The sequence below is a fragment of the Algoriphagus sp. genome, assembly GCF_024305035.1.
Lineage (GTDB): Bacteria > Bacteroidota > Bacteroidia > Cytophagales > Cyclobacteriaceae > Algoriphagus.
The window spans coordinates 28,349-50,707 of the sequence record NZ_JAMWZB010000019.1; the positions used below are offsets into that span (position 1 = coordinate 28,349).

22 protein-coding genes and 1 pseudogene are annotated in these 22,359 nt (G+C 42.6%); 14 read left to right on the plus strand and 9 right to left on the minus strand.

Going from position 1 to position 22,359, the window contains the following annotated elements; all coding sequences use genetic code 11:
- Window positions 1–180: 180 nt before the first annotated feature.
- Window positions 181–1,254, minus strand: coding sequence for an agmatine deiminase family protein (locus Q0L00_RS12030; protein ID WP_297337194.1), 1,074 nt, complete (start codon window positions 1,252–1,254; stop codon window positions 181–183).
- A 4-nt stretch (window positions 1,255–1,258) separates the two neighbouring features.
- Window positions 1,259–2,134 carry a carbon-nitrogen hydrolase gene (locus Q0L00_RS12035; RefSeq protein ID WP_297337129.1) on the minus strand — a complete coding sequence of 292 codons (876 nt, stop codon included), beginning with the start codon at window positions 2,132–2,134 and terminating at the stop codon, window positions 1,259–1,261.
- A 113-nt stretch (window positions 2,135–2,247) separates the two neighbouring features.
- Between Q0L00_RS12035 and Q0L00_RS19705 the strand changes: the two genes are divergently transcribed.
- Window positions 2,248–2,529 carry a DUF4160 domain-containing protein gene (locus Q0L00_RS19705; protein WP_363318543.1) on the plus strand — a complete coding sequence of 94 codons (282 nt, stop codon included), beginning with the start codon at window positions 2,248–2,250 and terminating at the stop codon, window positions 2,527–2,529.
- A gap of 537 nt (window positions 2,530–3,066) precedes the next feature.
- Here the strand turns inward: Q0L00_RS19705 and Q0L00_RS12040 are convergent.
- From Q0L00_RS12040 to Q0L00_RS12055, 4 genes are all read right to left on the minus strand, one after another.
- On the minus strand, window positions 3,067–3,630 hold the full coding sequence (locus Q0L00_RS12040) for a hypothetical protein (RefSeq protein WP_297337130.1): 564 nt from the start codon (window positions 3,628–3,630) through the stop codon (window positions 3,067–3,069).
- On the minus strand, window positions 3,600–3,938 hold the full coding sequence (locus Q0L00_RS12045; protein WP_297337131.1) for a hypothetical protein: 339 nt from the start codon (window positions 3,936–3,938) through the stop codon (window positions 3,600–3,602). The genes Q0L00_RS12040 and Q0L00_RS12045 overlap by 31 nt, the downstream gene beginning before the upstream one ends.
- A 472-nt stretch (window positions 3,939–4,410) precedes the next feature.
- On the minus strand, window positions 4,411–5,757 hold the full coding sequence (locus Q0L00_RS12050; protein ID WP_297337132.1) for an amidohydrolase family protein: 1,347 nt from the start codon (window positions 5,755–5,757) through the stop codon (window positions 4,411–4,413).
- A 72-nt stretch (window positions 5,758–5,829) separates the two neighbouring features.
- The gene (locus tag Q0L00_RS12055; protein WP_297337133.1) at window positions 5,830–6,540 is read right to left on the minus strand and encodes a metallophosphoesterase; all 711 of its coding nucleotides are present in this window, start codon (window positions 6,538–6,540) and stop codon (window positions 5,830–5,832) included.
- 195 nt (window positions 6,541–6,735) lie between these two features.
- On the opposite strand from Q0L00_RS12055, the gene Q0L00_RS12060 reads away from it, so the two are divergent.
- The 4 genes and pseudogenes from Q0L00_RS12060 to Q0L00_RS12075 all read left to right on the plus strand — a co-directional run bounded on the left by Q0L00_RS12060 (window position 6,736) and on the right by Q0L00_RS12075 (window position 10,953).
- Entirely contained in the window at window positions 6,736–7,218 is a 483-nt protein-coding gene (locus Q0L00_RS12060; RefSeq protein WP_297337134.1) for a DCC1-like thiol-disulfide oxidoreductase family protein, read from the plus strand.
- Window positions 7,219–7,354: 136 nt separating this feature from the next.
- Window positions 7,355–9,190 (plus strand): annotated as a pseudogene (locus tag Q0L00_RS12065) (alpha/beta hydrolase-fold protein).
- Between the two features lie 86 nt (window positions 9,191–9,276).
- A complete protein-coding gene (locus Q0L00_RS12070) occupies window positions 9,277–10,470 on the plus strand; it encodes an esterase (RefSeq protein WP_297337135.1) in 1,194 nt (397 codons plus the stop codon).
- A 129-nt stretch (window positions 10,471–10,599) separates the two neighbouring features.
- Window positions 10,600–10,953 (plus strand): DUF4260 domain-containing protein, encoded by a 354-nt coding sequence (locus Q0L00_RS12075; protein WP_297337136.1) that lies wholly within the window; start codon window positions 10,600–10,602, stop codon window positions 10,951–10,953.
- Window positions 10,954–10,985: 32 nt separating this feature from the next.
- Here the strand turns inward: Q0L00_RS12075 and Q0L00_RS12080 are convergent, their stop codons facing one another.
- Entirely contained in the window at window positions 10,986–11,645 is a 660-nt protein-coding gene (locus Q0L00_RS12080; protein WP_297337137.1) for a hypothetical protein, read from the minus strand.
- Between the two features lie 200 nt (window positions 11,646–11,845).
- Between Q0L00_RS12080 and Q0L00_RS12085 the strand changes: the two genes are divergently transcribed.
- The 6 genes from Q0L00_RS12085 to Q0L00_RS12110 all read left to right on the plus strand — a co-directional run bounded on the left by Q0L00_RS12085 (window position 11,846) and on the right by Q0L00_RS12110 (window position 16,317).
- Window positions 11,846–12,460, plus strand: coding sequence for a hypothetical protein (locus Q0L00_RS12085; RefSeq protein WP_297337138.1), 615 nt, complete (start codon window positions 11,846–11,848; stop codon window positions 12,458–12,460).
- 1 nt (window position 12,461) lies between these two features.
- A complete protein-coding gene (locus Q0L00_RS12090; protein WP_297337139.1) occupies window positions 12,462–12,755 on the plus strand; it encodes a transcriptional regulator in 294 nt (97 codons plus the stop codon).
- Between the two features lie 72 nt (window positions 12,756–12,827).
- Window positions 12,828–13,151 (plus strand): hypothetical protein, encoded by a 324-nt coding sequence (locus tag Q0L00_RS12095; RefSeq protein WP_297337140.1) that lies wholly within the window; start codon window positions 12,828–12,830, stop codon window positions 13,149–13,151.
- Between the two features lie 59 nt (window positions 13,152–13,210).
- On the plus strand, window positions 13,211–13,936 hold the full coding sequence (locus Q0L00_RS12100) for a DoxX family protein (protein WP_297337141.1): 726 nt from the start codon (window positions 13,211–13,213) through the stop codon (window positions 13,934–13,936).
- An 89-nt stretch (window positions 13,937–14,025) separates the two neighbouring features.
- Window positions 14,026–15,264: a DUF4153 domain-containing protein gene (locus Q0L00_RS12105; protein WP_297337142.1), complete on the plus strand. Its 1,239-nt coding sequence runs from the start codon at window positions 14,026–14,028 to the stop codon at window positions 15,262–15,264.
- A 141-nt stretch (window positions 15,265–15,405) separates the two neighbouring features.
- Window positions 15,406–16,317 carry a sugar phosphate isomerase/epimerase gene (locus Q0L00_RS12110; protein ID WP_297337143.1) on the plus strand — a complete coding sequence of 304 codons (912 nt, stop codon included), beginning with the start codon at window positions 15,406–15,408 and terminating at the stop codon, window positions 16,315–16,317.
- 70 nt (window positions 16,318–16,387) lie between these two features.
- Here Q0L00_RS12110 and Q0L00_RS12115 read toward each other — a convergent pair whose 3' ends face one another.
- Complete coding sequence (locus tag Q0L00_RS12115; protein WP_297337144.1) at window positions 16,388–17,053, minus strand: FAD-binding oxidoreductase; 666 nt, start codon at window positions 17,051–17,053, stop codon at window positions 16,388–16,390.
- A 114-nt stretch (window positions 17,054–17,167) separates the two neighbouring features.
- Between Q0L00_RS12115 and Q0L00_RS12120 the strand changes: the two genes are divergently transcribed.
- Together Q0L00_RS12120 and Q0L00_RS12125 are read left to right on the plus strand one after the other, a co-directional pair.
- Entirely contained in the window at window positions 17,168–17,737 is a 570-nt protein-coding gene (locus tag Q0L00_RS12120) for a flavodoxin family protein (RefSeq protein WP_297337145.1), read from the plus strand.
- 210 nt (window positions 17,738–17,947) lie between these two features.
- On the plus strand, window positions 17,948–18,727 hold the full coding sequence (locus Q0L00_RS12125; RefSeq protein WP_297337146.1) for a glycerophosphodiester phosphodiesterase family protein: 780 nt from the start codon (window positions 17,948–17,950) through the stop codon (window positions 18,725–18,727).
- 69 nt (window positions 18,728–18,796) lie between these two features.
- On the opposite strand, the gene fahA is transcribed toward Q0L00_RS12125, so the two are convergent.
- The gene (fahA, locus tag Q0L00_RS12130) at window positions 18,797–20,068 is read right to left on the minus strand and encodes a fumarylacetoacetase (RefSeq protein ID WP_297337147.1); all 1,272 of its coding nucleotides are present in this window, start codon (window positions 20,066–20,068) and stop codon (window positions 18,797–18,799) included.
- 235 nt (window positions 20,069–20,303) lie between these two features.
- On the opposite strand from fahA, the gene Q0L00_RS12135 reads away from it, so the two are divergent.
- Entirely contained in the window at window positions 20,304–22,193 is a 1,890-nt protein-coding gene (locus Q0L00_RS12135) for a CocE/NonD family hydrolase (RefSeq protein WP_297337148.1), read from the plus strand.
- The last annotated feature ends 166 nt before the right edge of the window (window positions 22,194–22,359 follow it).

Genomic DNA, 22,359 nt, shown 5'->3' on the forward strand with positions numbered 1-22,359 from the left:
ATCCAAATTTCAGCTTTTTGACTTAAGCTTTTTATTTTCACTTTAACTCCAAGAATCCAAGGGTTTACACAGATTATTGACATAGATTACAAGCTGCAAGCTTTGATATTCGCTACTTTCGTAGCTCCGGTGCTCAGCCCGACAAAATAGCCACTGCAAACTGCGACTGAGTCCTGCCTACTAAACCGCCGGTTCCTGCTGACTTAGGCAATGAAAGGATCCGAGCCCCCAGATGATATCGGTACTGTCGATACCGATCACGCGTCGTCCAGGAAAACAATCCGAAAGGATATCTAGGGCTTTCTGATCGTTTTTATCCCGGAAAGTCGGCACCACAACCACTTCATTGGCGATATAGAAATTAGCATAGGAAGCAGGCAGTCGCTGATCTTCCCAGTACACCGGACTTGGCATGGGTAGCTCCACAATGTTGAGTTGCTTGCCGTTTTCCAGTCGCATTTTCTTCAGCATTGCTAGATTTTCGGCCAGAATTTCATGATTTGCATCTGCCTTATTTTCTTCCACCACGGTCACCACCGTGTCTTCACTCACAAAGCGGGTAATGTCATCGATATGCCCGTCTGTGTCATCCCCGATGATGCCATCCCCTACCCAAAGAATGTGATTTACCCCATAATAGGCACAGAGGTATTGTTCGATTTGGTCTTGGTTGAGGTGAGGATTGCGATTTTCATTCAGCAGGCAAGCGGTAGAAGTCAGCAGTGTTCCTTTTCCATTAAATTCAACCGAACCCCCTTCCATTACAATTCCAGGCCTGAAACAAGGAAGGTTGAGGTATTCGGCTATTCGAATGGGAATTTGATTATCCAAATCGTAGGGAGGATACTTGTCTCCCCAGGCATTGTAATTCCACTTGACGATGGCTTTTTTTTGTTCTGCTTTGGGGTTGATCACAAAGGCGGGACCATGATCCCGACACCAGGCATCATTGGTGGGAAAAAAGTGAAATTGGATTCTAGTCAAATCCGCACCGGCCTTTTTCAAATGTGCCAAAGCAAAAGCCTTCATGGCTTCATTGGCCACGTTGATATTGACTTTTTGCCCTTGGGCTACTTCTCGGATAAACTGGGAATAGGGTGCAAAAATCGTCTCGATTTTACCCGGCCAGCTTTCTTCCTTATGTGGCCAAGACAACCACATGGACTCCTGCGGCGCAAATTCCGCAGGAAAATAATAACCCATTTCGGCGGGAGTTGCTTTTCCTTCCTGCGCAAGTGTGAAAATATCTGACATCGGCTTAATCTTCGTCGAGAAAACGTTTAGTAATGGGCTCATAGGAATCGATTCTACGATCCCGCAAAAATGGCCAATGCGTACGGTAGCGATCCGATCCGGTCAAATCCAATTCCTCCACATGGATTTCCTCCTCCAGATGCGGGGCTTTGTACACCACTCTCCCGAATGGATTGGCCACAAACGAACCTCCCCAAAACTGCATGTGTCCTTCCACGCCGGTTCGATTGACTGAAACAACAGGAATGCCGTTGGCTACGGCATGGGAACGCTGAATCGTCTGCCAAGCTCCATATTGTTCCTCATTGGTAAGATCGTCCTGATCCTTGTGCCAGCCGATGGCCGTAGGATACACCAGAAAGTCCGCCCCCTTCAACGCCGTAATCCGAGCGGCTTCCGGATACCACTGATCCCAGCAAATGAGTACGCCAATCTTTCCAAATTTGGTCGGGAAAACCTTATAGCCCAAATCGCCTGGTGTAAAATAAAACTTCTCAAAATAGCCCGGATCGTCCGGGATGTGCATTTTCCGATATTTTCCCAGGTAGGTGCCGTCTGCATCAAGGACAGCCGTGGTGTTATGATAAAGCCCTTCCGCACGCTTTTCAAAAAGTGAGGCAACAATCACCACTCCCAACTCTTTGGCTATGCTACTTAGGGATTCGGTAGAAGGTCCGGGAATGGCTTCGGCAAGCTTGAAGTTTTCATAGTCCTCCACATCGCAGAAGTAAAGGGATCTAAAAAGTTCCTGCAGGACCACAACCTGAGCGCCTTTTTGGGCAGCAGTACGGATTCCTGCAATGGTTTTTTCCATATTTTCGGCCACATTTCCAGAGCAACTGAGCTGAACGAGACCTACTTTAACGTTTTTATTGGACACGGCTACGGTTTTTTTATTTCTGTCACAAAGATACCTTGAGGATGGGGGAATGGCAAATGGGGTCGGGGTTGCAATTAAAAATTCAACTGGGTTTGTTAATTTGAAATTGTGATTTGTCGTGGAAAACCCAAGTTATTATATTACCTGAGCTAAATTCAAGTAAAACACCTATCATTTTAAAAATAAAAGGCTATAGATTTTTCTTTTACCTTACCGACCATTTGCCAAAACACATGCATGTTGAGAAGTCCAGAAAAGCGGCAAAATTTCTTCTTCATTCTATTGAACTAATTTCAACAAAAAACTTTTCTGCACCTGAACTTAGAGAAATTCGCATCTTGATTCAAAACAACACAAAGAATCTAACAAAAAGCTGGGATGAGCACGTTAACTAAATTAAAATCCAATCTTGCAAAAGATGCATCTTTTACCATGAAAAAATGATTATTTCTTGGCCGACGGAAGGGAAGTGAGTATACCTTTAGAAAGGTAATAAAGCTGAGAGGGGCTTCAGAAACTCAGCTCCCAAATTAGAGATTTTTTGGCCAAGGAGATGGAGTTCTTTGGGAAGATTTGGATAAGGATCTTCTTGATTCTAAATTAATTGCCTAGATTAAATGGTTTTTTTGGAATGTCAAAACTATCGACTGAATCCCTACAGGCTTTGAACTTCTATGGATAACTTATTCTTTAAAGGTTTTTCCGTTCTTAACCTAATATTCTCCCATCATCAAATCTACAAACTCAACTTTTGACACTTCTCTAGACTGAACTTTTACAAAGTAGGGTTCAACTATTTTTCGAATCGCTTCAACAAGAGCATTTTCCACAAGTGGATGGAGATCATTGGAAAAAAGTACAAAATAATCCTGAAGAAAATTATAGAGGAAAACTGCAATTCTTAGCTGTCCTGTTTTAGCGAAGTAGTAAATTCATGGGGAATAAAATGCCTGCAATTCGTTGATATGAAACATCTCTCTTTCGGATTTAAATCCCTGAATCGTTACCTGGTGATTCATAGCCTCAGCAAGGGAGTCCACCTCACCCATTTCAATCAAAGTTTGAGCATGACTACTTAGGCTATACCAGTAATCAGGAAATTTCTCTTTCATCTCCTTTGCAATTTCCCAAGCCTTGGGGGAATCCCCCATTCGTTGAAAATACTCCCAATGGTAATCATGCAAGATTCTGTTTGTTGGGAAATTATTGATACCAGTCTCAATTTGTTTCAACAAATCCAGATGACCTGCTTTATCTTTTGAATTCATTAATTGAAGATTTTCATAAATACCCTTCATGAAACCGAATTCTTCTTTACTGTAACGGAATTCCTCAATGGCCTCCTTAGTATGTTGGATACCCAAAAAGGGTGCAAAAATAGGCTCATCAATCATTTCATCATACTCATATTCCGGGTAAGGAGAAATGGTGTACAACAGGATTTCATTCGGTATTTCATCCAGATTTATCTCATCATGGAATTCTTCCCAGTCCACCTCATCCCATCATAGCAGGACACTGAATATTTATCGCTATCCTCATCTTCATCCAGATCATCCTCATCAAATAAAGATGCGAATTCATTACGAATAATTTGAAAAGTTCCCGGTTTCCCATACTTCAAAATTTGCCGTTCAAAATAGGGGGTACGATCATCGTCTTCAGTTGAGTAAAGGTGAGCCTTCCCTGCCTCGCCAAAGGGAACTTCTATTCGTGGAAAATCAACTGAATCTTCCTCTAAAATTAATTCAGCAAATTTAAAGTCCTCATGTGGCTCAATCCCGAATTCCTCTGCAAATGCCACGGATTCAAGAATTATGTTGTGGACCAATTCATAGAACACCGATTCAAATTGAATTGAATGGAAATGATATTCCTATAGTTTTTCAAAATATCTTGATAGATTGCTTCGGGTTCATTTACAAAAAATAAAACATCCTTTGCACCCGTACACCATAAATCAACCAAGACAGAGGCAAAGGTAACATGACCATTTATATGCTATCTGGCAACTATGGCGGGAAACTTTTTAACTTCTTCCCAATTCGTTGGTAAAAGACATTGATAAATCGGTAGTTCTCTTGCGTTACCGGTTTTTAGGTATTATGGGGTTAAATTTTTTATGTTGAGGTTTGGATTTCTTTTTGGCCATAAGGTAAGTCTTTGAAGAGAAAGTTAAGGATCTTCATAAAATCATATTGAATGAATCAAATTTTATCTACACTTAATTCCATAACCAGACAGCTTAATGGCCAACTTGGAATGAGTATCCTCTCTTACTCCACCGGCCCCAACTTCCCTTTAGCAGCATTTTTCAAACGTTGGGAATCGTAAATTCTCCCGTCCCGAACCACTGTATGCACCGATCGGGTACGGGTAATATCCTCCAGTGGATTTCCTTTAATCACCAAAAAGTCCGCCCACTTTCCAGGACTGATGCTACCGACCTTATCGGCAATCCCCAGTGCTTTAGCATTTTGCTGAGTCACAAAATACAGCACATCTGCGGCCGGAATTCCGATCTCTACCATCGCGGCCAGTTCTCGATGGATAAAGAATCCGCCGATCCCATTTCCTAAATAATTATCCAACAAAAATGGACGATCTGTACCCACTGTAATCAAACCACCAGCTTCGTAAAAACGCTTGAGGACTTTTTGCTTGACCGGATAGATTTGGGCACACAATTCATTGAACGCAGATGGCTCATGTGCCTTGATGATCCGATCAGCCAAAGGCGTATAATACAATTCCTCAAAAGCAAAATCGAAAAAAACCGGTGAATCCACCCCGCCGATTGCCCCATAAGTTGCAAGGGTCGCATCAAAATAAACTCCGTTTTCTATATACAACTCAATAATCTCATCCAATCGCGGATCTGCTGGATCGATTTGCCTCAGGCTTTGATAAGCATCGATGGAATCAGCCAAAAGCCTTCCTCCCAGAAAATGTTCCACCCGATCAATTCCCATTTTGATTGCTTCCTGAGGGTTGACCGAATTACGGTAGCCCGAATTCAAATGACCTGTCACCGTCAAGTCATGCTTGTGGGCCTGATCGATCAAGACTTGAAGCTGATCAGCGGTGATTCCTTTGGCCTTAAATCCATACGCTCCTCGCCTCGCCCATTCATCCACTCGCTCCCGAATCTTCGCCTCGGGAATTTCCGGATCCCAATCGGGTGCTGCTGTCCCAAAATAAGGCCCCGAGTGTAAAATCCGGGGACCGGGTCGCTGCCCCCGATTGATTCCCTCCTGTAAATCCCACATTTTTTCCGGTTCGATTTCTCCTGCGGGAAAAGTACTGGTAATCCCATTTGCCAAAAAAATCTTGGGCATAGCAACCGTATCATCATAGGCTTTTCCCTCATAGCTTACCCGATAATGGGCATGCAAATCGATAAATCCCGGTAAAATGTAATCGTCGTCTTTTAAGTTTCGGACTTGCCAGTTGGTAATTTTTTCGTTTCCGGTGCCAAATAGCCCATTGATAATGTAGATCCCCTGATTTTTTTTAAAGCTTTTACTCTCGGTATCAAACACCCAACCGCCAGTGATAATCTGCGATTGGGAAAAAGCAGAATGACCGATCAAGAGGAAAAATGCAATAACTAGCTTATTCATATTGGGTTTTCTTTTAGGATCTTGGAAAGACAGTCAAGTTACATTTTTCAGCACATAAAATCGATAAGCTACTCAAAACTCCATCACCATGATTTTGGAATCCCGAATAATCAAGGCTTCCCTCGAGTAACCTAATGCGTCGCAAAGAATGAGGTTATTTCCCATCATGGTTATTTTCTGCACCTGAGTATGCCCAATCACATGGATGCAATGGGGAATTCGGTCACGGTTGAGCGAACCAGGCCGAACCAAAAATGGAGATTGAAAGATGTTGTCCCCATCCGGCCAGGCCCCTGCCCGATTGTCAAATCCAAAGGCCTTCGGGCTTATGCTCCAAAGCTTAGCAATGGACTCGTTGATTTCCTCTAATGGAAGCTTTTCTGGATTTCCTATTTTTTCGGTAAACCAAGTCTTGGTGACTCCGGCATGGGTAATCAAAAAATGGTTAATCAGGCAAACCGCCTCCAAAACTCCATTTTGATAGGCTTCATGCATCATTTCTGAAATCGAATAATAAAGCCCCTGAGAAAAGCCAGAAAACACATTTTCGGAAAATGGAAAATAATGCAAGTCATGATTCCCCGTCAAAAGGGTGACTTTCTCGGGATTGGAGTTTTTTAAGTTTAAGATTTTTAAAAAATTGGCGATTTGTTTTTCTTCGGAAATATCCTCTTTTGCATCAAAATAGTCCCCTAAAAACACTACCCGGTCAAAAGTCAACAGCTCGGGAATTTCCTCCCAAACACTCCTGCCATGCACATCTCCAATCACTAAGGACTTCATGTTTTCCTCTTCATTTAATTTTTTTACACAGAACCCTTTTCTTTTTCAACCCGCTTTAAGTACTGTTTTTAGAAAAGGAAATGGGGTTTTTAGCCAGTTAGATTTAGTCCAACACCCAGAAAAGACGCCAATTACCATAACCTATTCCTTTCAATTTAGTATATAGTAGTAAAGTGTACTACCCAAAGCAACCCCATGTTTGCCCCGATCCAAAAAACACAATTCCCCCCCAGAAAAGATTTATTTATTTGGGATGGACAATGCGGTTTTTGTAAGTATTGGATCCTGGTTTGGAAAAGTAAAACCAGAGGATTGGAATACCAAACTTTCCAAGAAGTTGCTGATAATTTCCCCGACATTCCCCTCAAGGAATTCAAAAAAGCCTCCCGATTGATTGAAAAAGACGGGAGTGTTTTTAGCGGACCGGAATCGGCTTTTCGGACTTTTGCCTATTTTAAGAAACCCCGTACGTTTTGGCAGAAATGGTATCAGCAGTCCAAAATCTTTCGTCAGCTAAGTAATCAGGGGTACAATTTCATCGCTAAAAATCGGCCATTCCTGATGCAACTCACGATTGCCTTTTGGGGCAAAAATCCAATCAAACGCAAACCTTATTGGCTCGTTTGGTTGCTGGGACTCTTTGGGTTTTTGGGAGCTTTGAGCTATTTACTCCTCTAAGTAAAAGTTATTTTTCCTTCTATTTTACCTGGTAGATGGCTAATCCGCTGAATTTAATCTACAAAACCTACCTATCCCAATAGGACGAGTTCGCCAAAAACCATATTTTTAAGCCTAACCTAAACCCATTAAACCTATGAATAAGATTTTTCTCTTTACCGCTTTATTTCTCCTTAGTCTCAATTTTGCCATTGCCCAAAAAGGCACCAAGGAACGGATTAAAGTCCATAGCCTTGCCTTGGAAGGAAACCTTATCGGAGACCCCGCAGATCGGGAGGTAAGCGTTTATCTTCCACCCTCCTATCAGAAAAATGCTGATCAGCGATTCCCTGTACTTTACCTACTTCATGGATTTACTGATACGGATTCTCAGTGGTTTGGATGGGAAGATCATTGGATCAATCTTCAACATGTCATCGAGGAATCCCTCGCAGAAGAGCTATCCAAAGAAATGATCGTGGTCATGCCCAATGCCTATAACCGCTTCAAGGGGAGTATGTATGCCAATTCAGCAACAATTGGGGATTGGTAGACCTTCGTGGCAAAAGAATTGGTGGAATATGTGGATGCCAATTACCGTACCTTGCCGAAAAAAGAAAGTCGTGGACTTGCCGGTCATTCCATGGGTGGATACGGTACGCTTCGCTTAGGAATGAAATTTCCCGATGTTTTTTCCTCCATTTACGCCTTAAGTCCCTGCTGTATGGATGGAGGCAGCAATACCGATCCTGAATTGATGAAAAAGCTCGAAAGCATGACGCCGGAGCAATTGGAAGGAACCTCCTTTTTTGAAATAGCCGTTTTGGCTACTGCTGCAGCCTTTTCTCCCAATCCTCAAAACCCGCCGCTTTATCTGGACTTACCCGCTAAAAACGGTGAACCTAGACCAGATGTAAGGAATAAAATCATCGCCAACCGAACGCTCAACATGGTGGATCAATACATCAATAATTTAAAAAAACTGAAAGCGATCGGAATGGATGCCGGATTACAAGACGTAGGAATCAGCCAAGCCACCAAAAAACTGCATGAAACCCTAGAGGGATATCGAATTCCTCATTTTTATGAAAGTTATGAAGGAGATCACCTCAATCGAATTGCTGAACGAATCAAAACCAAAGCACTACCTTTCTTTTCAGAAAATTTAGTCTTTGATCAGCAACCTGTCTCGGAAATCGTCGAAAATGGCGGTACTGGAAATTTCCCGGCCCTGATAATCCGTGAACCCTCTCTTCCGACACACACCATTTTCAGACCACAGGATCTCAGTCCCTTTCCAAAGACTACCAAACTTCCCATTATCGCTTGGGGAAATGGCGCTTGTTTTGATTCGCCGTGGGAGCATGTCAATTTCCTCAATGAAGTGGCTTCACATGGCTTTTTGGTCATCGCAATCGGAACCCTTCCAAAGCAAACTGATGTACGCTCCAAATCTCAAAAACTGCTCGATGCCATCGATTGGGCAATAGCACAGAATTCGGATCCAAAAAGTCCGTATTTTCAAAAGATCGATACCAAAAATATTGCTGTGAGTGGGATGTCATGCGGAGGGTTACAGACTCTGGAAGTCGCTCACGATCCGAGAATCACCACCATTGGCGTATTCAACAGTGGTGTTTTAAAGGATGCTGGCAAGGGAATGCCAGGAATGCCACAAGTCACTAAGGGTCAACTTGCAAAAATCCATACCCCCACGCTTTACCTTTTGGGAGGGAAATCCGATATCGCATACGAAAATGGAATGGATGATTTTGATCGGATCAATCACGTTCCCATTTTTGTCGGAAACCTCAACGTAGGCCATGGGGGCACGTATGGAGAACCTTTCGGAGGTGATTTTGCCAAAGTAGCTACCCTTTGGTATCTGTGGCAACTTAAAGGAGATCAAGCAGCCGGAAAGCTTTTCTTAGGATCCACTCCAGGACTGTCCCAGATGGAAGGCTGGGTTTATGACAAAAAAAACATCAATTGATCCACCTCACTGTACCAAGTAAAAAATAGGTTTTTACTTTCCTTTTTTCTATTTTTCCAAAATGAAACAATAGAACTTTAAGACCCATGAAAAACCTATTCCTTTTCCCTGTTGCCTTGCTTGCATTTTGCCTTTCTGGCTTTGCACAGGAAGCCCTATTTAATGCACAGCAACTTATTTCTCCCGAAGTCCACGAAGATAAAACGGTCACGTTTCGCCTTTTTGCCCCCGATGCAGATGTGGTGGAAGTGACAGGAGATTTTCTCCCTACCGTAAAAGTAGAAACACCCCGAGGTCCCATGGATGGACCGGGCAAAGCCAAACTGACCAAAGACGAGAATGGCGTTTGGTCTTTGACTACCGATACTTTGGGCCCAGAACTTTATACCTATTCCTTTCTTGTGGATGGATTTAAAACTACCGACCCCAATAACCCATTTTTAATTCGGGATGTGGGAACGGCTACGAATATCTTTATTATCGGAGGAGGTCATGCAGACTTATTTTTGACTCATGATATTCCTCATGGAGCGGTGACTCGCCGATGGTACGACTCCCCGGGCTTAAACATGGATCGAAGAATCACGATCTACACGCCACCAGGCTACGAAAAGTCCACGGAAACCTACCCGGTTTTGTACCTATTGCACGGTGCAGGAGGAGATGAGGAAGCTTGGATCAACCTGGGAAGGACTGCACAAATTTTGGATAACCTAATTGCTCAAGGTAAAGCTAAACCTATGATCGTGGTCATGCCCAATGGCAATGTGATCCAGGACGGAGCACCAGGAGAAGGCAGCAAAAATTTCTATAAACCGACCTTTATGATCCCCAATACCATGGATGGAACCTACGAAGGTGCTTTTGAGGACATCATCAATTTTGTTGAGAGCAACTATCGCGTAAAAGCCGACAAAGCTCACCGCGCCATAGCCGGCTTGTCGATGGGTGGCTATCATACGCTTCATATTTCCAGGTATTATCCCAATACATTCGACTACATGGGCTTATTTTCAGCTGCCATCATGCCCAGAGAAGATGCCACCGGTAAAGTGTATAGCAACTTTGATGAGACGCTTCAGGCCCAAATGGACAATGGGTATGAGCTCTATTGGATTGCAATCGGAAAAACAGACTTCCTTTACGAGGCCAACACCGAATACAGAGCCAAACTAGACGCCATGAACATGCCCTATGAGTATGTGGAAAGTGAAGGCGGACATACCTGGAGAAACTGGAGAGTATACTTAAGTCAATTTGCACCCCTGCTTTTCCAATAAGAATTAGACAAATTCAAGCCCATCAAATGCCATCCCAAAAGGATGGCATTTTTTCTTCTTGCCTTAGCCATCAAACCTGAAGGGTTTTATTTAAAAATTATACTTTTACAAAATTTCTTTTCCTATCCCATGAAAATACTGATCCAACTGGAAGAATTAACCCTCTTACTCCTGGGCAGCTACGCTTTCCAACTCACAGGTCTTTCTTGGTGGTGGTTTGCCGGGCTGTTCTTTTTACCTGATATTGGGATGCTGGGGTATTTGGCAGGTGAAAAACCTGGAGCTTGGATATATAATATTTTCCATCATCGTGGCATTGCTTTGCTGGTTTTTGGATCTGGTATTTTATTCGAGTTCCAAGCTTTCCAGGTGGCAGGTATCATTTTATTCTCCCATATAGCTTTTGATCGAACGCTGGGGTATGGACTCAAATATGAAAAAGGCTTTAAATTCACCCATCTTGGAAAAATCGGAAAAAATTAAGGACTTCCCTTTTTAGAAAAGCCCTTTTAACATCAATCCAGGACCACTGCCCCGGGAGGGAGTTCACGCACAATCCTAAATTGCCCATTGGTCACGTTGACTTCCTTACCTTCTTTGGTTTTGAAGGTGCCCGCAAATTTCCCTTCTACAGTACCAATAAACAAACTGTAAGTACCATTCATGAATTCATAGGTGGTTTGACCTCCTTCAAACGTGATGATTTCAACCGTGCAGGAGGAACCCGGAATACGCTCATCTTCCAAATAGCCATAGGCATGAGAAGAATAAGCGTAATGCTTTTCACCATCCTGCTTAACAAAGGCGACCATAAACAAATCATTGCCCTCTGTCCCATTTCCCGTCCCGAGATTATGACCGGTCTGGTAGGTTCCCTTACCCAAAGGAATCCAGCTAATTCCCGCAAAATCAAAATCAAAGTTTGGCCCCCAGAAATTCAGGGAAATGGATTTATCTGTATTCAAAGAATTAAGAATTTCGGCCGAATTTTGAACTTCCACTCCATCGATTTTCATCGAATAGTTACTTTCATTTCCCGTTAACGTAAACTCAAAATTCAAATCATTGCTGATTTGGGGATCGTCCGGATCCATCTCTTCACTATCCGTGCAGGAAACGATCAAAGCCATCATCATTAGCCCTAAAATCCAAGGAAATACTTTCTTTTGCATCATCGTATTGGTTTAATTTAAATCAAAGGAAGACCAATCCTAAAAAAAACACCATACGTCAAATGCCCTAAATCAACCCAACATCAAAAAATAACCTCCATAGTTTTTTTTGGATTGGTAAAGCTTTGGATTCAAAAAAAAATCTTTGGGAGTATGGATTTTAAAAAATCTTCTTTTACTTTGCATCACAAAGTACTTTTAATATGAAAAAACCAGAACAAGAATTAGCCGAAATCAAAGCCATGATGGAACGGAGCACCCGATTTCTGTCCTTGAGTGGACTGGCCGGAGTAATGGCAGGAATTTATGCCTTTATCGGTGCCGGGATTGCTTGGTATTGGATTTACTTTCCCTCCACCAGCTACGGAACTGAATTTGAGGCAAATTCACCGGCAGACTTGCAAACCCATTTATTGGCTGTAGCCATCCTGGTTTTGCTGTTAGCCATTGGATCGGCCTATCTGTTAAGTCAAAGCAAAAGCCAGCGAAAAGCCGAAAAATTCTGGACACCTGCCAGCAAACGGTTTTTAATGGCTCTATTCATTCCAGTGATTGCTGGCGGTTTATTTTCCTTTGCGCTCATCCATGAAAACACCTATCAGTTAATCGCTCCTGCCACCTTGGTTTTTTACGGATTGGGGCTAATCGGCGCTTCACATTTTACCTTGGGAGAAATCAGAAATCTAGGCATTGGTCAATTGATTCTCGGTATTCTCGCGGCCTTTTTTCCAGATTATGGGCTGATCTGTTGGGCACTTGGTTTTGGTGTGCTCCATGTGATTTATGGATCAATGATGTATTACCGATACGATCGATAACGTGAAGGGAACTTACGACAAGGCATTTGAGAACGTCATTCGACTCCGAATCATGTCCATTTTAATGGTCAATGATCGCTATGACTTCAATTCCTTCAAGGAAATCCTGGAAGTCACCGATGGCAATTTGGCCTCCCACCTTCGCCATTTGGAGAATGCCGATTACATCGAAGTAGAAAAAACCTTCGCCGGAAGAAAGCCCCTGACCAATTATTCGGCAAGTCCTGCCGGGAAAAAAGCCTTCCAAGCACACTTGGATTTTCTTGAAAATTTAATCAATAAAAATAAAATCTAAAAAATTTTAGTTATTCACTTTGAAATTCAAAGCACTTTCAAAATAAATCAATTCAACTTAAAATCAATAAACATGAAAAACGCTTCTTCTCTATTGCCTTCCAGCCCCAAAAAATTGCTTTTGCCGGCTTTATTGGGTGCAAGTTTACCTTTGGCTTGGTTGCTCTTTGTCATCATTACCAAGGAAGATCTCTTTGAATCATGGATGTACTACCCCTTGATCATTATCCCGCTGGGAGGTGCCGTGGGAGGAATTTTCTTTTTTCTGATGGGATTCAAATGGTTTCCGAAGGGAAATCAAAAGCTCATTGCGGTCATCTTCAGTACCCTAATCTATTTTGTCGCAATTTGGTTGAGTGCCGTACTCGCTTTCAATTTCACCGGACACTTTAATTAAGTCTGCAACCATTTCCACACTCCACCTCCTATCCAGATGCTAATAAACAGAAGAACAAGATGACCCCTTCAGAACAGCTCAATGCGTTGGAATCATTCTATTTCCAGATGAGAAAAAATAAATGGTACTGGATATTTTCGATCTTTTGCCGAGTCACTTTGGCCTATGCTTTTATTGTAGCCGGAGTGGTGAAAATTATCGGAGAGCGGTTTGCCAGTGGATTATCACCGCTCCATCCAATGGGAGCCTATCTAGAAGCCCTCCACCATACGGGCTATTATTACACATTTGTAGGGTATGCCCAAGTTCAGGCAGCTATCCTGCTTCTAATTCCCAGAACAATCACGCTGGGTGCGCTCCTGTATCTGCCGATTATTGTGAACATCTGGATTCTTTCCTATGCGGTCCGCTTTGAAGGATCCATGGTCACAAGTCCGTTAATGGTCTTGGCTAATCTTTACATCCTGGCCTACCACTACGACCAACTCCGGTACATAATCCCTTTCACAAGGTATTCGAAAGAAGCAAGTCTAAAAAAACCGGAAAAATACAGCACTAAATTCCCCTTTCCTTTTTTCTTGGGAGTAGCCGCCATGGTGGCTTTAGTTATTTGGGCTGCCAACTCCGGTTTTCAAACTCTACCCAGAAACTCCCTGAAGGATTGCCAGTCACAATATGCCCATTCCGATCAAGAAGCGGCAGGTTTTGCCTTTTGCGAATGCATTCACCGGGATGGAAATCCCCTTGACGACTGCCTAGAGGAGTTAGAGAAAAGCAAGAAATAATAACTATCCCGAGATTTAGTGGCTCAGAGGAGCAGATAATGCCTTTTGGCACTGATTTCCAGTTTAACAATTCAAAAATTTACAATCAAATGGATATCCTAAAACACATCAATGAACCTGGGGATTTGGAAAAACTCTACCGGTCCAACAAGGTCGAATTTAAAAAGGCTTTTCTATCCGTCTATCCTGAAATTAAGGGTAAAGAGGTAGCCGAATTTTGGTATGCCCGCCTCAACTTCAGCTCCGATTCAGTAGGCTGGGGATCGATTAAAGACTGGCGATTTCTCCTCATTTTAGCGTCACTCGCCTGGTTATTTGCAAAATCCCCTCAATTCTTCTCCTGGAAAGAAGAGTTCTTCTATCCCCGAAATATGGGATTTCTCCTCTTCCCCTTTGTTTCGCTCTATTTTATTCGCAAAAAACAAATTCCGCTCAGATCCCTTTGGCTTCCAATCGTGATCCTGGCAGCTTCGATGATTTACATCAATCTCCTTCCACAGAACCAACAAAGTGACACCTTAATTTTGGCCTGCATTCATTTACCCTTACTGCTTTGGGCAGTGTTGGGATTTGTATTTGGAGAAGTCCAACCCAAAAATCTACTCAAGCGATTGGAATTCCTTAATTTCAATGGAGATGCAGTCATTATGGGAGCCGTATTGGGTTTGGCGGGAATGCTCCTCTCAGGAATCACAATCGGCTTATTCAGCCTGATCGGGTTGGAAATTAGCGAATTCTACTTTGAAAATATTGGCTTATTTGGTTTGGTAGCAGCACCGCTTATCGCCACTCACCTTACTCAAACAAACCCACAGTTGGTCAACAAAGTCCCACCCATAATAGCCAAAATCTTTGCTCCCCTAGTTTTGATTATGCTCTTGTTTTACCTGGGAGCCATAGTCTATGCTGGCAAAGACCCCTATAATGACCGGGAATTTCTGCTGCTTTTCAATCTATTGCTGATCGGAGTGATGGCACTGATTTTCTTTTCGGTTACCGAGTCTGCAGCGGGGCAAAATGGAAAAACCTCCCACTGGATTTTAGTGTTCCTTTCTATCACAACCGTATTGGTTAACCTGGTGGCACTTTCAGCGATTGCATTTCGGATTACTGAGTATGGCCTCACCCCCAATCGGCTCGCGGTATTGGGAGTCAATATTCTGATGCTGATTCATTTGGTTTTGGTTTGCCATAGGTTGATTACAACCCTTCGAAAAGACCATTCTCTCCATCAAGTGGGCTTGATAGTGGTCAACTACCTTCCGGTTTACGTTTTGTGGACGATGATTGTGGTATTTGTATTTCCCTGGGCTTTCGGGTTTGAATAGAAAAAAATAGAGATAAAGGAAATTGCACAGGATTTCCCATCCCTTTTCAATATCTTTCCATTTCGAAAACAAACCTATTACCTAATAAACACCCAGTTTTCTTAATTTGGAGACGACCTTTACAACTCAAACAAAAAGCACATGAAAAAATCACCTATTTGGAACTTAGCACTAGCAATCACCTTAAGTCTTGGGGTAACCGCTTGCGGTAGCTCAAGCTCCAATGAAGAAAACATTGAAGCAGAAGTGATCGAAAATAAGGAACAAGAACGAATCGGAGGGTTGGCTCTCTATACCGTTAGAGACGCCATGTCTGAGGACCCAAAAGCCACCCTTCAAAAAGTGGCTGAGGCAGGATATGCTTACATAGAAGCAGCAGGGTATGCCGATGGGAAATTTTACGGAATGGAACCTACCGAATTCAAATCTTACCTTGAATCACTCGGATTGGAGCCAAAAAGTACCCACATGGGTGGAGTCACCCTCGAGAATGCAGATGAGCAAATTGCCGCTACTAAAGCAGCCGGATTCGAATATTTCGTTATTCCTGTTCCTCCGATGGGCATGTTTACCGCAGGTCCAGAAGGCATGGGCATGAAAGGCACCAAAGAGGAATTGGTCACTATTCTTACTACTCTTGGTGAAAAATGCAGCGAAGCTGGATTAAAGTTACTTTACCACAACCATGACTTCGAGTTCAAGCCGATGGAAGATGGAACAATTTTGACTGATTACATTCTGGAAAATACCGATCCAGCGCATGTGAACTATCAAATGGATCTTTTTTGGGTTACCAAAGCGGAGGCAGATCCTTTGGCCTATTTCGAAAAGTATCCAGGTCGATTCAAGGCTTGGCATGTCAAGGACATGAACGATGAAGGCAACTTTGCACCGGTCGGAACGGGGAATATTGACTTTGCTAGAATCCTTGCCCAAAAGGATCAATCAGGAATGGAGTATTTTCTTGTCGAGCAAGACAATACATTTGATTTGGATCCTTTGGAAGCCATCAAAATCAGCCAAGAAGGTCTTAAGAAAATTGGCTTTCAATAAATTTCAGTGAATAATTAAAAAGCCAACTTCCTTTTGAGAAGTTGGCTTTTTTCATTCACTAGTCCAGTTTTTATTTTTCAAATACAATTGCGTCTGGATTGGCACCAAGATTTTCCAAAGCAGAAGAAACTGCCTTGATCATCGGGTCTGGTCCACAAACGTAGAATTCCTGAGAAAAATCTTCAATTTTTTCCTTCAAAAACTCCATAGTCACCCGACCTTTTTCATGCCCTTCAAGATCTTCCTGATCTAGGATTGAAATAAAATCATCCCCGAGAAGTTCATGAAAATAAGCTTCCAAAATGACATCTTTTCGTGTTTTGTTGGCAAAGATCAATTGATTACCCTCCAATTCTCCTTTTACTTTCAAATCTCTCAAAATGGAAATAAAAGGCGTCACTCCTGCCCCTCCGGCAATAAACACTCCCCGTCCATGGTATTGAATTGCACCCCAAGATTCATCAATAATAAATTCATCTCCAGGCACCAAATTGGCTATTTCCTTGGTTACCCCATCGTGATCAGGATAGGACTTGATCACAAATTCCAGGTGGTCGTCGTCTGGAAGGCTAGTAAAAGTGAAAGGTCTTTTCTCCTCGGTCCACCCCTCCTTATTTATCGCAACCTCTGTTGCCTGACCGGGGATAAATTGATATCCCTTCGGCTTTTCGACGGTAAACTGCTTCACGTCGTGGGTTAAGGAAAGAATGTCTAAAATCTTAACAGTATCTGCCATAAAATGTGTTTTTTGGTTTATCTTAAAAATACGAATACGATTACTTTTGTTCAAACCTACTACAAAAAGTCATTTTCTCTCCAAAGATTCCTCCGATCAATCAACAATATACCAATGAAAAAATGGTCCACTCTACTTTTCCTTTCCCTGATCCCAATTTTTGGATTTGCTCAACAACACATTTTAGTTGCCTATTTCAGTCAATCAGGTTCTACTCAAAAAATGGCTGAAGAAATCGCAAATGGAATTGCGTCTGAAGATCAAATAGCCCTTCTCAAGCCCATCGATGAGGTCAATTCGGAAGATTTACTAAATGCTCAAGCTATTATCGTAGGCTCCCCTGTTTACAATGGAAATCCAGCCCCTGAACTGCTAGCATTCCTTAATTCTTGGCCTTTCGAGGGTAGACTACTGAAAGACAAAATCGGTGCGGCTTTTTGCAGCGGCGGGGGAATTTCTTTGGGCGAGGAAGCAGTCCTCCACAGTATTCACCGGGCCATGTTGATTCATGGGATGTTAATCTTAGGTGGAAACGAAGTTGAATCTGCCTTTGGAGCATCTGCCATCACGGATGAAGGTCCCTTTGAAGGAGTCGATCCCCTTTTTTTGGAAAAAGCAAAAGGGCTGGGCATTCGAGTTGCCCAATGGGTTAAAAAAATCCATTCCTCCCACACCGGTAAATGAATGATAAAGCTTTGATTCAGATAATTGCTGTCGCTCTAGTACTTCACTTTTTAATCGCAATAGGTTATTTGGTGGTTAAAATGAGGGGAAGGAAGAAGGATTGAATCCACCGCTATTTCAACTCCACATCAAATTAGTGTGAATTTTGATAAAGAGCCCTTAAAAGAAGGCCAGAATTGATAATTTTAAATTCTAAAACCTCCATAGTCTATGATTCGATCAATCTTCACTTTCCTTCTTATGGCACTTTTGAGTACCTCAGTTCTGGCCCAAGAAAGCTTTTTAAAAAATAAAGTTATTGCCCACCGTGGAGCTTGGAAGGCACAAAATCATCCACAAAACTCCATTGCTTCGTTAAGGGAAGCTATTCAGCTTGGCTGTGAAGGGACCGAATTTGATGTATGGATGACAGCAGACGGTGTTTTGGTCGTCAATCACGATGCGGATTTTGAAGGTTTGGAAATCGAACAGGTCCCCTATAAAACCTTACTTAGCAAAACTCACCCCAATGGTGAGCAAATTCCCACGCTGGAAGAATACCTCAAAGAAGGAATGAAGCAAGAAAAAACCAAATTGATTTTGGAATTTAAGCCCTCTGGTATCTCCGTTGCCCGTAGTGAAAAAATCGGCGTAGAGGTCGTCAAAATGGTCCAAAAACTTCAAGCTGAGAAATGGGTTGATTACATCACATTCAGTTACGAGGGCGGGCTAAAAGCAATCCAAACGGATCCCAATGCCAATGTGGCCTACCTGACCGGAGATAAATCACCTGAAGAATTGAAAGAAGCAGGGTTTTTCGGATTTGATTACAATATCCGGCTGCTTAAATCCAAACCTGAATGGATCGCTGAAGCAAAAAACCTGGGGTTAACTACCAATGCCTGGACGGTAAATGACCCCGAAGACATGAAATGGCTTTTGGACCAAGATGTGGATTTCATCACAACGGATGAGCCCGAATTGCTCCTTGAGCTCATTAATTTGAAATGAAATAAACCTCCGACCCAAACCAAAAAAACCGGCGATTGCCGGTTTTTTTATCCACTTTGGAAAAACAGGTTATTTAGCGGGCAATACTTTCGCTCTCACCTCTCCGAAACCTACACGGATTCCGTTTTTTTCTCCAAAACCCTTCAATATCACCGTATCTCCATCTTCGAGAAACTTCCGCTCTTCGCCCGAATCGAGCTTGACAGGTTTAGTGCCTTTCCAGCTTAGCTCCAGCATAGAACCAAAAGAATCTTCTGTGGGTCCAGAGATTGTTCCAGAAGCCATCATATCCCCGACATTAATATTGCATCCGTTAACGGTATGATGGGCAAGTTGCTGTGCAACATTCCAATACATGTATTTAAAATTGGAAGTGCAGACTTTGGTGGCTTGCTTCACGCCATCGGGTTGAATATAAGCCTCAAGCTGCAAGTCAAAACCATGTGCTTTTTCACAGTGCAAATACGGCAGAACCTCCGGATCCTGCTCCGGTCCCGCAACACGAAAATGCTCCAAAGCTTCCATCGTCACGATCCATGGAGAGATGGATGAGGCAAAACTTTTACCCAAAAATGGTCCCAGCGGAACGTATTCCCAAGCTTGAATGTCTCGAGCCGACCAATCATTAAACAGTACAAATCCGAAAATATAGTCTTCGGCTTCTTCAGTGGAAATCGAATCTCCTAGCTTAGTGGATTTTCCGGTAATAAACGCCAACTCAAGTTCAAAATCCAATCTTCTGCTTGGGCCAAAACCGGGGGTTTCCATATCGGGATCTTTAAACTGTCCCTTTGGGCGGTGAATATTTACTCCCGAGGGAATAATTGAAGATGCACGCCCATGATAACCCACTGGTAAATGCTTCCAATTGGGAAGCAGTGCATTTTCAGGATCCCGAAACATTTTACCGACATTGGTGGCATGTTCCATGGAGCTGTAAAAATCTGTGTAATCTCCGATTTTGACAGGCAAAAGCATCTCCGCCTCTTTGCGATTGACCATGACTTTGCCACGTATGGAATGATCCCTCAGCTTTTCATTATCCGCTAAAAGTAATTCCTGTACTCTTTCCCTGATCTTTTTGGTTTGCACTTTTCCCAATCCGATCAACTCATTGAGCGAATCGGTGAGAAAAATTCCTTCGGGTAGAAACATATCCGAAAAGAAACCCTCCTGATCCAGAATACTCAAATCCACGATTTTATCACCAATGGCAATTCCTACACGAGGACTCAATCGCTTATTTTTGAAAATCCCAAAAGGAAGGTTGTAAATCGTGAAATCAGAACTTTTGGGTACTTCCACCCAAGTTTCCAGGGTGTTTGTCTTGGTATCACTCATGGCAAAAATTATTGAATCGCAAATTTAGCCTTTAATGAGGAATTCGAAAGCAAAGCTCGAGACTATTCCGAAGAAAGTAGAAATTTAACATCTTAACTTAGGTCATTTTCAAGTGAATGCAAGTTTCTTATTTTTTTGATTGAATTTTTTTCTAAGTAAAAACCAACCATTCATCAATCTTGGGACAAAAAATTCAAAGGCAATTTTTATCTTAATAGAATCAATTGCTTAAACTATGATAAAAACACAAACCTTTAAATTCTTTGCTCTTTCGTTGCTGATTTTCCTTCAAATCGAAGGTTTTGCTCAGGAAAAATCGATTTTGGAGCAACTGGATGAAATCGCCATCATTGACCAAAAAGTCATGATGCCGATGCGTGATGGAAATCGACTCGCCACCGATATTTATCGGCCAAAAACCGATGAAAAAGTACCCATCGTATTTTCGCGAACACCTTACAATTTCAACTCCTACGGAGATGGAGAATTGCGCACCAGAACCATGCAGAGCGCATTGGACTGGGTTAAAAAAGGCTATGCCTATGTCGTTCAAAACGAACGGGGAAGATTCTTTTCCGAAGGGGAATGGGATATTCTCGGCACCCCGCTAACCGACAGTTACGATGCCTTTGATTGGATGCAAAACCAAGCCTGGAGCAATGGCAAAATCGGATTATTGGGCTGCTCCTCTACTGCCGAATGGCAAATGGCGGCGGCTTCCCTTGACCATCCCGCTTTAGCTGCTTTAGTGCCCCAAGGATATGGGGCAGGAGTAGGAAAAATTGGGGAATTTGTCGAACAGGGCAACTGGTACCGCGGAGGAGCGGGTCAAATGCTTTTTACCGCTTGGCTCTACAGCACCCAGCATGATCCGATGGCGCCCAAATTGCCTGATGGAATCGGCCAGGAAGATTTGCTACGATTGCAACGGTTTTATGACATGGCTCCGGAGTACCCGAGAGTAGATTGGAAAGAGGGATTGGCACATTTGCCCGTACAGGACATCATCAAAAATCAAAATGGACCGAAAGGTATCTACGAAGAAATGATCACCCGCAAACCCAATGATCCTCGGTGGTTTCAAGGCGGACTTTACCATGACAACATGCCTTTTGACAAACCAAGTATGTGGTTTGTGTCTTGGTACGATGTTTCTTCATCTCCCAATATTGCGCTCTATAATCACGCACGGGAAAATGCCATTAGCCAAATGGCCCGGGACAATCAATATTTGGTCATCGCACCGGTTCTTCATTGCTCCTACACCCGCGCAACAGAAAACACCATCATTGGGGAGCGAAGTGTAGGTGATGCTCGCTGGAATTATGATGAAGTCATCACCGCATGGTTTGATAAATGGCTAAAAGGTGAAGAGAGCAGCACAATTGACCAATTGCCCAAGGTCACTTATTTCACTATGGGAACCAATGAATGGCAATCCTCGGATGTGTGGCCGCCTGCTGAAGCAAAAATGACCGAGTTTTACCTGGATTCTGAGGGCAGTGCCAACACTCGAAATGGCGATGGAAAATTAGTAGCCAAAAAGCCAAAATCCCAAGCCAAAGACACGTTTAAATACGATCCGATGAATCCGGTCAATTCCTACGGTGGAAATGTCTGTTGTACGGGAAATGCCGTCCAAGGCGGAGCATTTGATCAAAGTGAAATGGAGCTCAGAGATGATATTTTGGTCTATACTTCAGAACCCCTCGAAGAAGGAGTTGAGGTTTCTGGATTTATTGAGAGCTACCTTTACCTTTCTTCTGATGTCAAGGATACCGATGTCACCATTAAATTGATCGATGTTTACCCAGATGGCAAAGCCTATAATTTGGACGAAACGATCCAGCGAGTACGTTATCGAGAAGGATATGATAAAGAAGTCTGGATGGAAGATGGAAAAGTTTATGAAATCAAAATGACTCCGATGAGTACTTCCAATTATTTTGAGAAAGGACATCGCATCCGCATCGAAGTCAGTAGTTCCAATTTCCCCCGATTCGATCGAAATATGAATACCGGAGGGAATAATTACGATGAAACTGAGGCTAAAATTGCCACCAATTCTATTCATCATGGAGGCATTCATCCAAGCCGAATCGTCTTACCAATGATTCAGAAATAACAAGTCCTTAAAGAAATCAAATCGAAGACCGGTAAAATGCCGGTCTTTTTTTTGCCTAAAAGTTATCCTTTGAATCCTAAAAAATGATTTTGATTAATCGAAAAGAGATTGTTCAACAGATTTTTAAAAAATTATCCAAAAAGTAATGTTTTTAAAAGATAAAGTA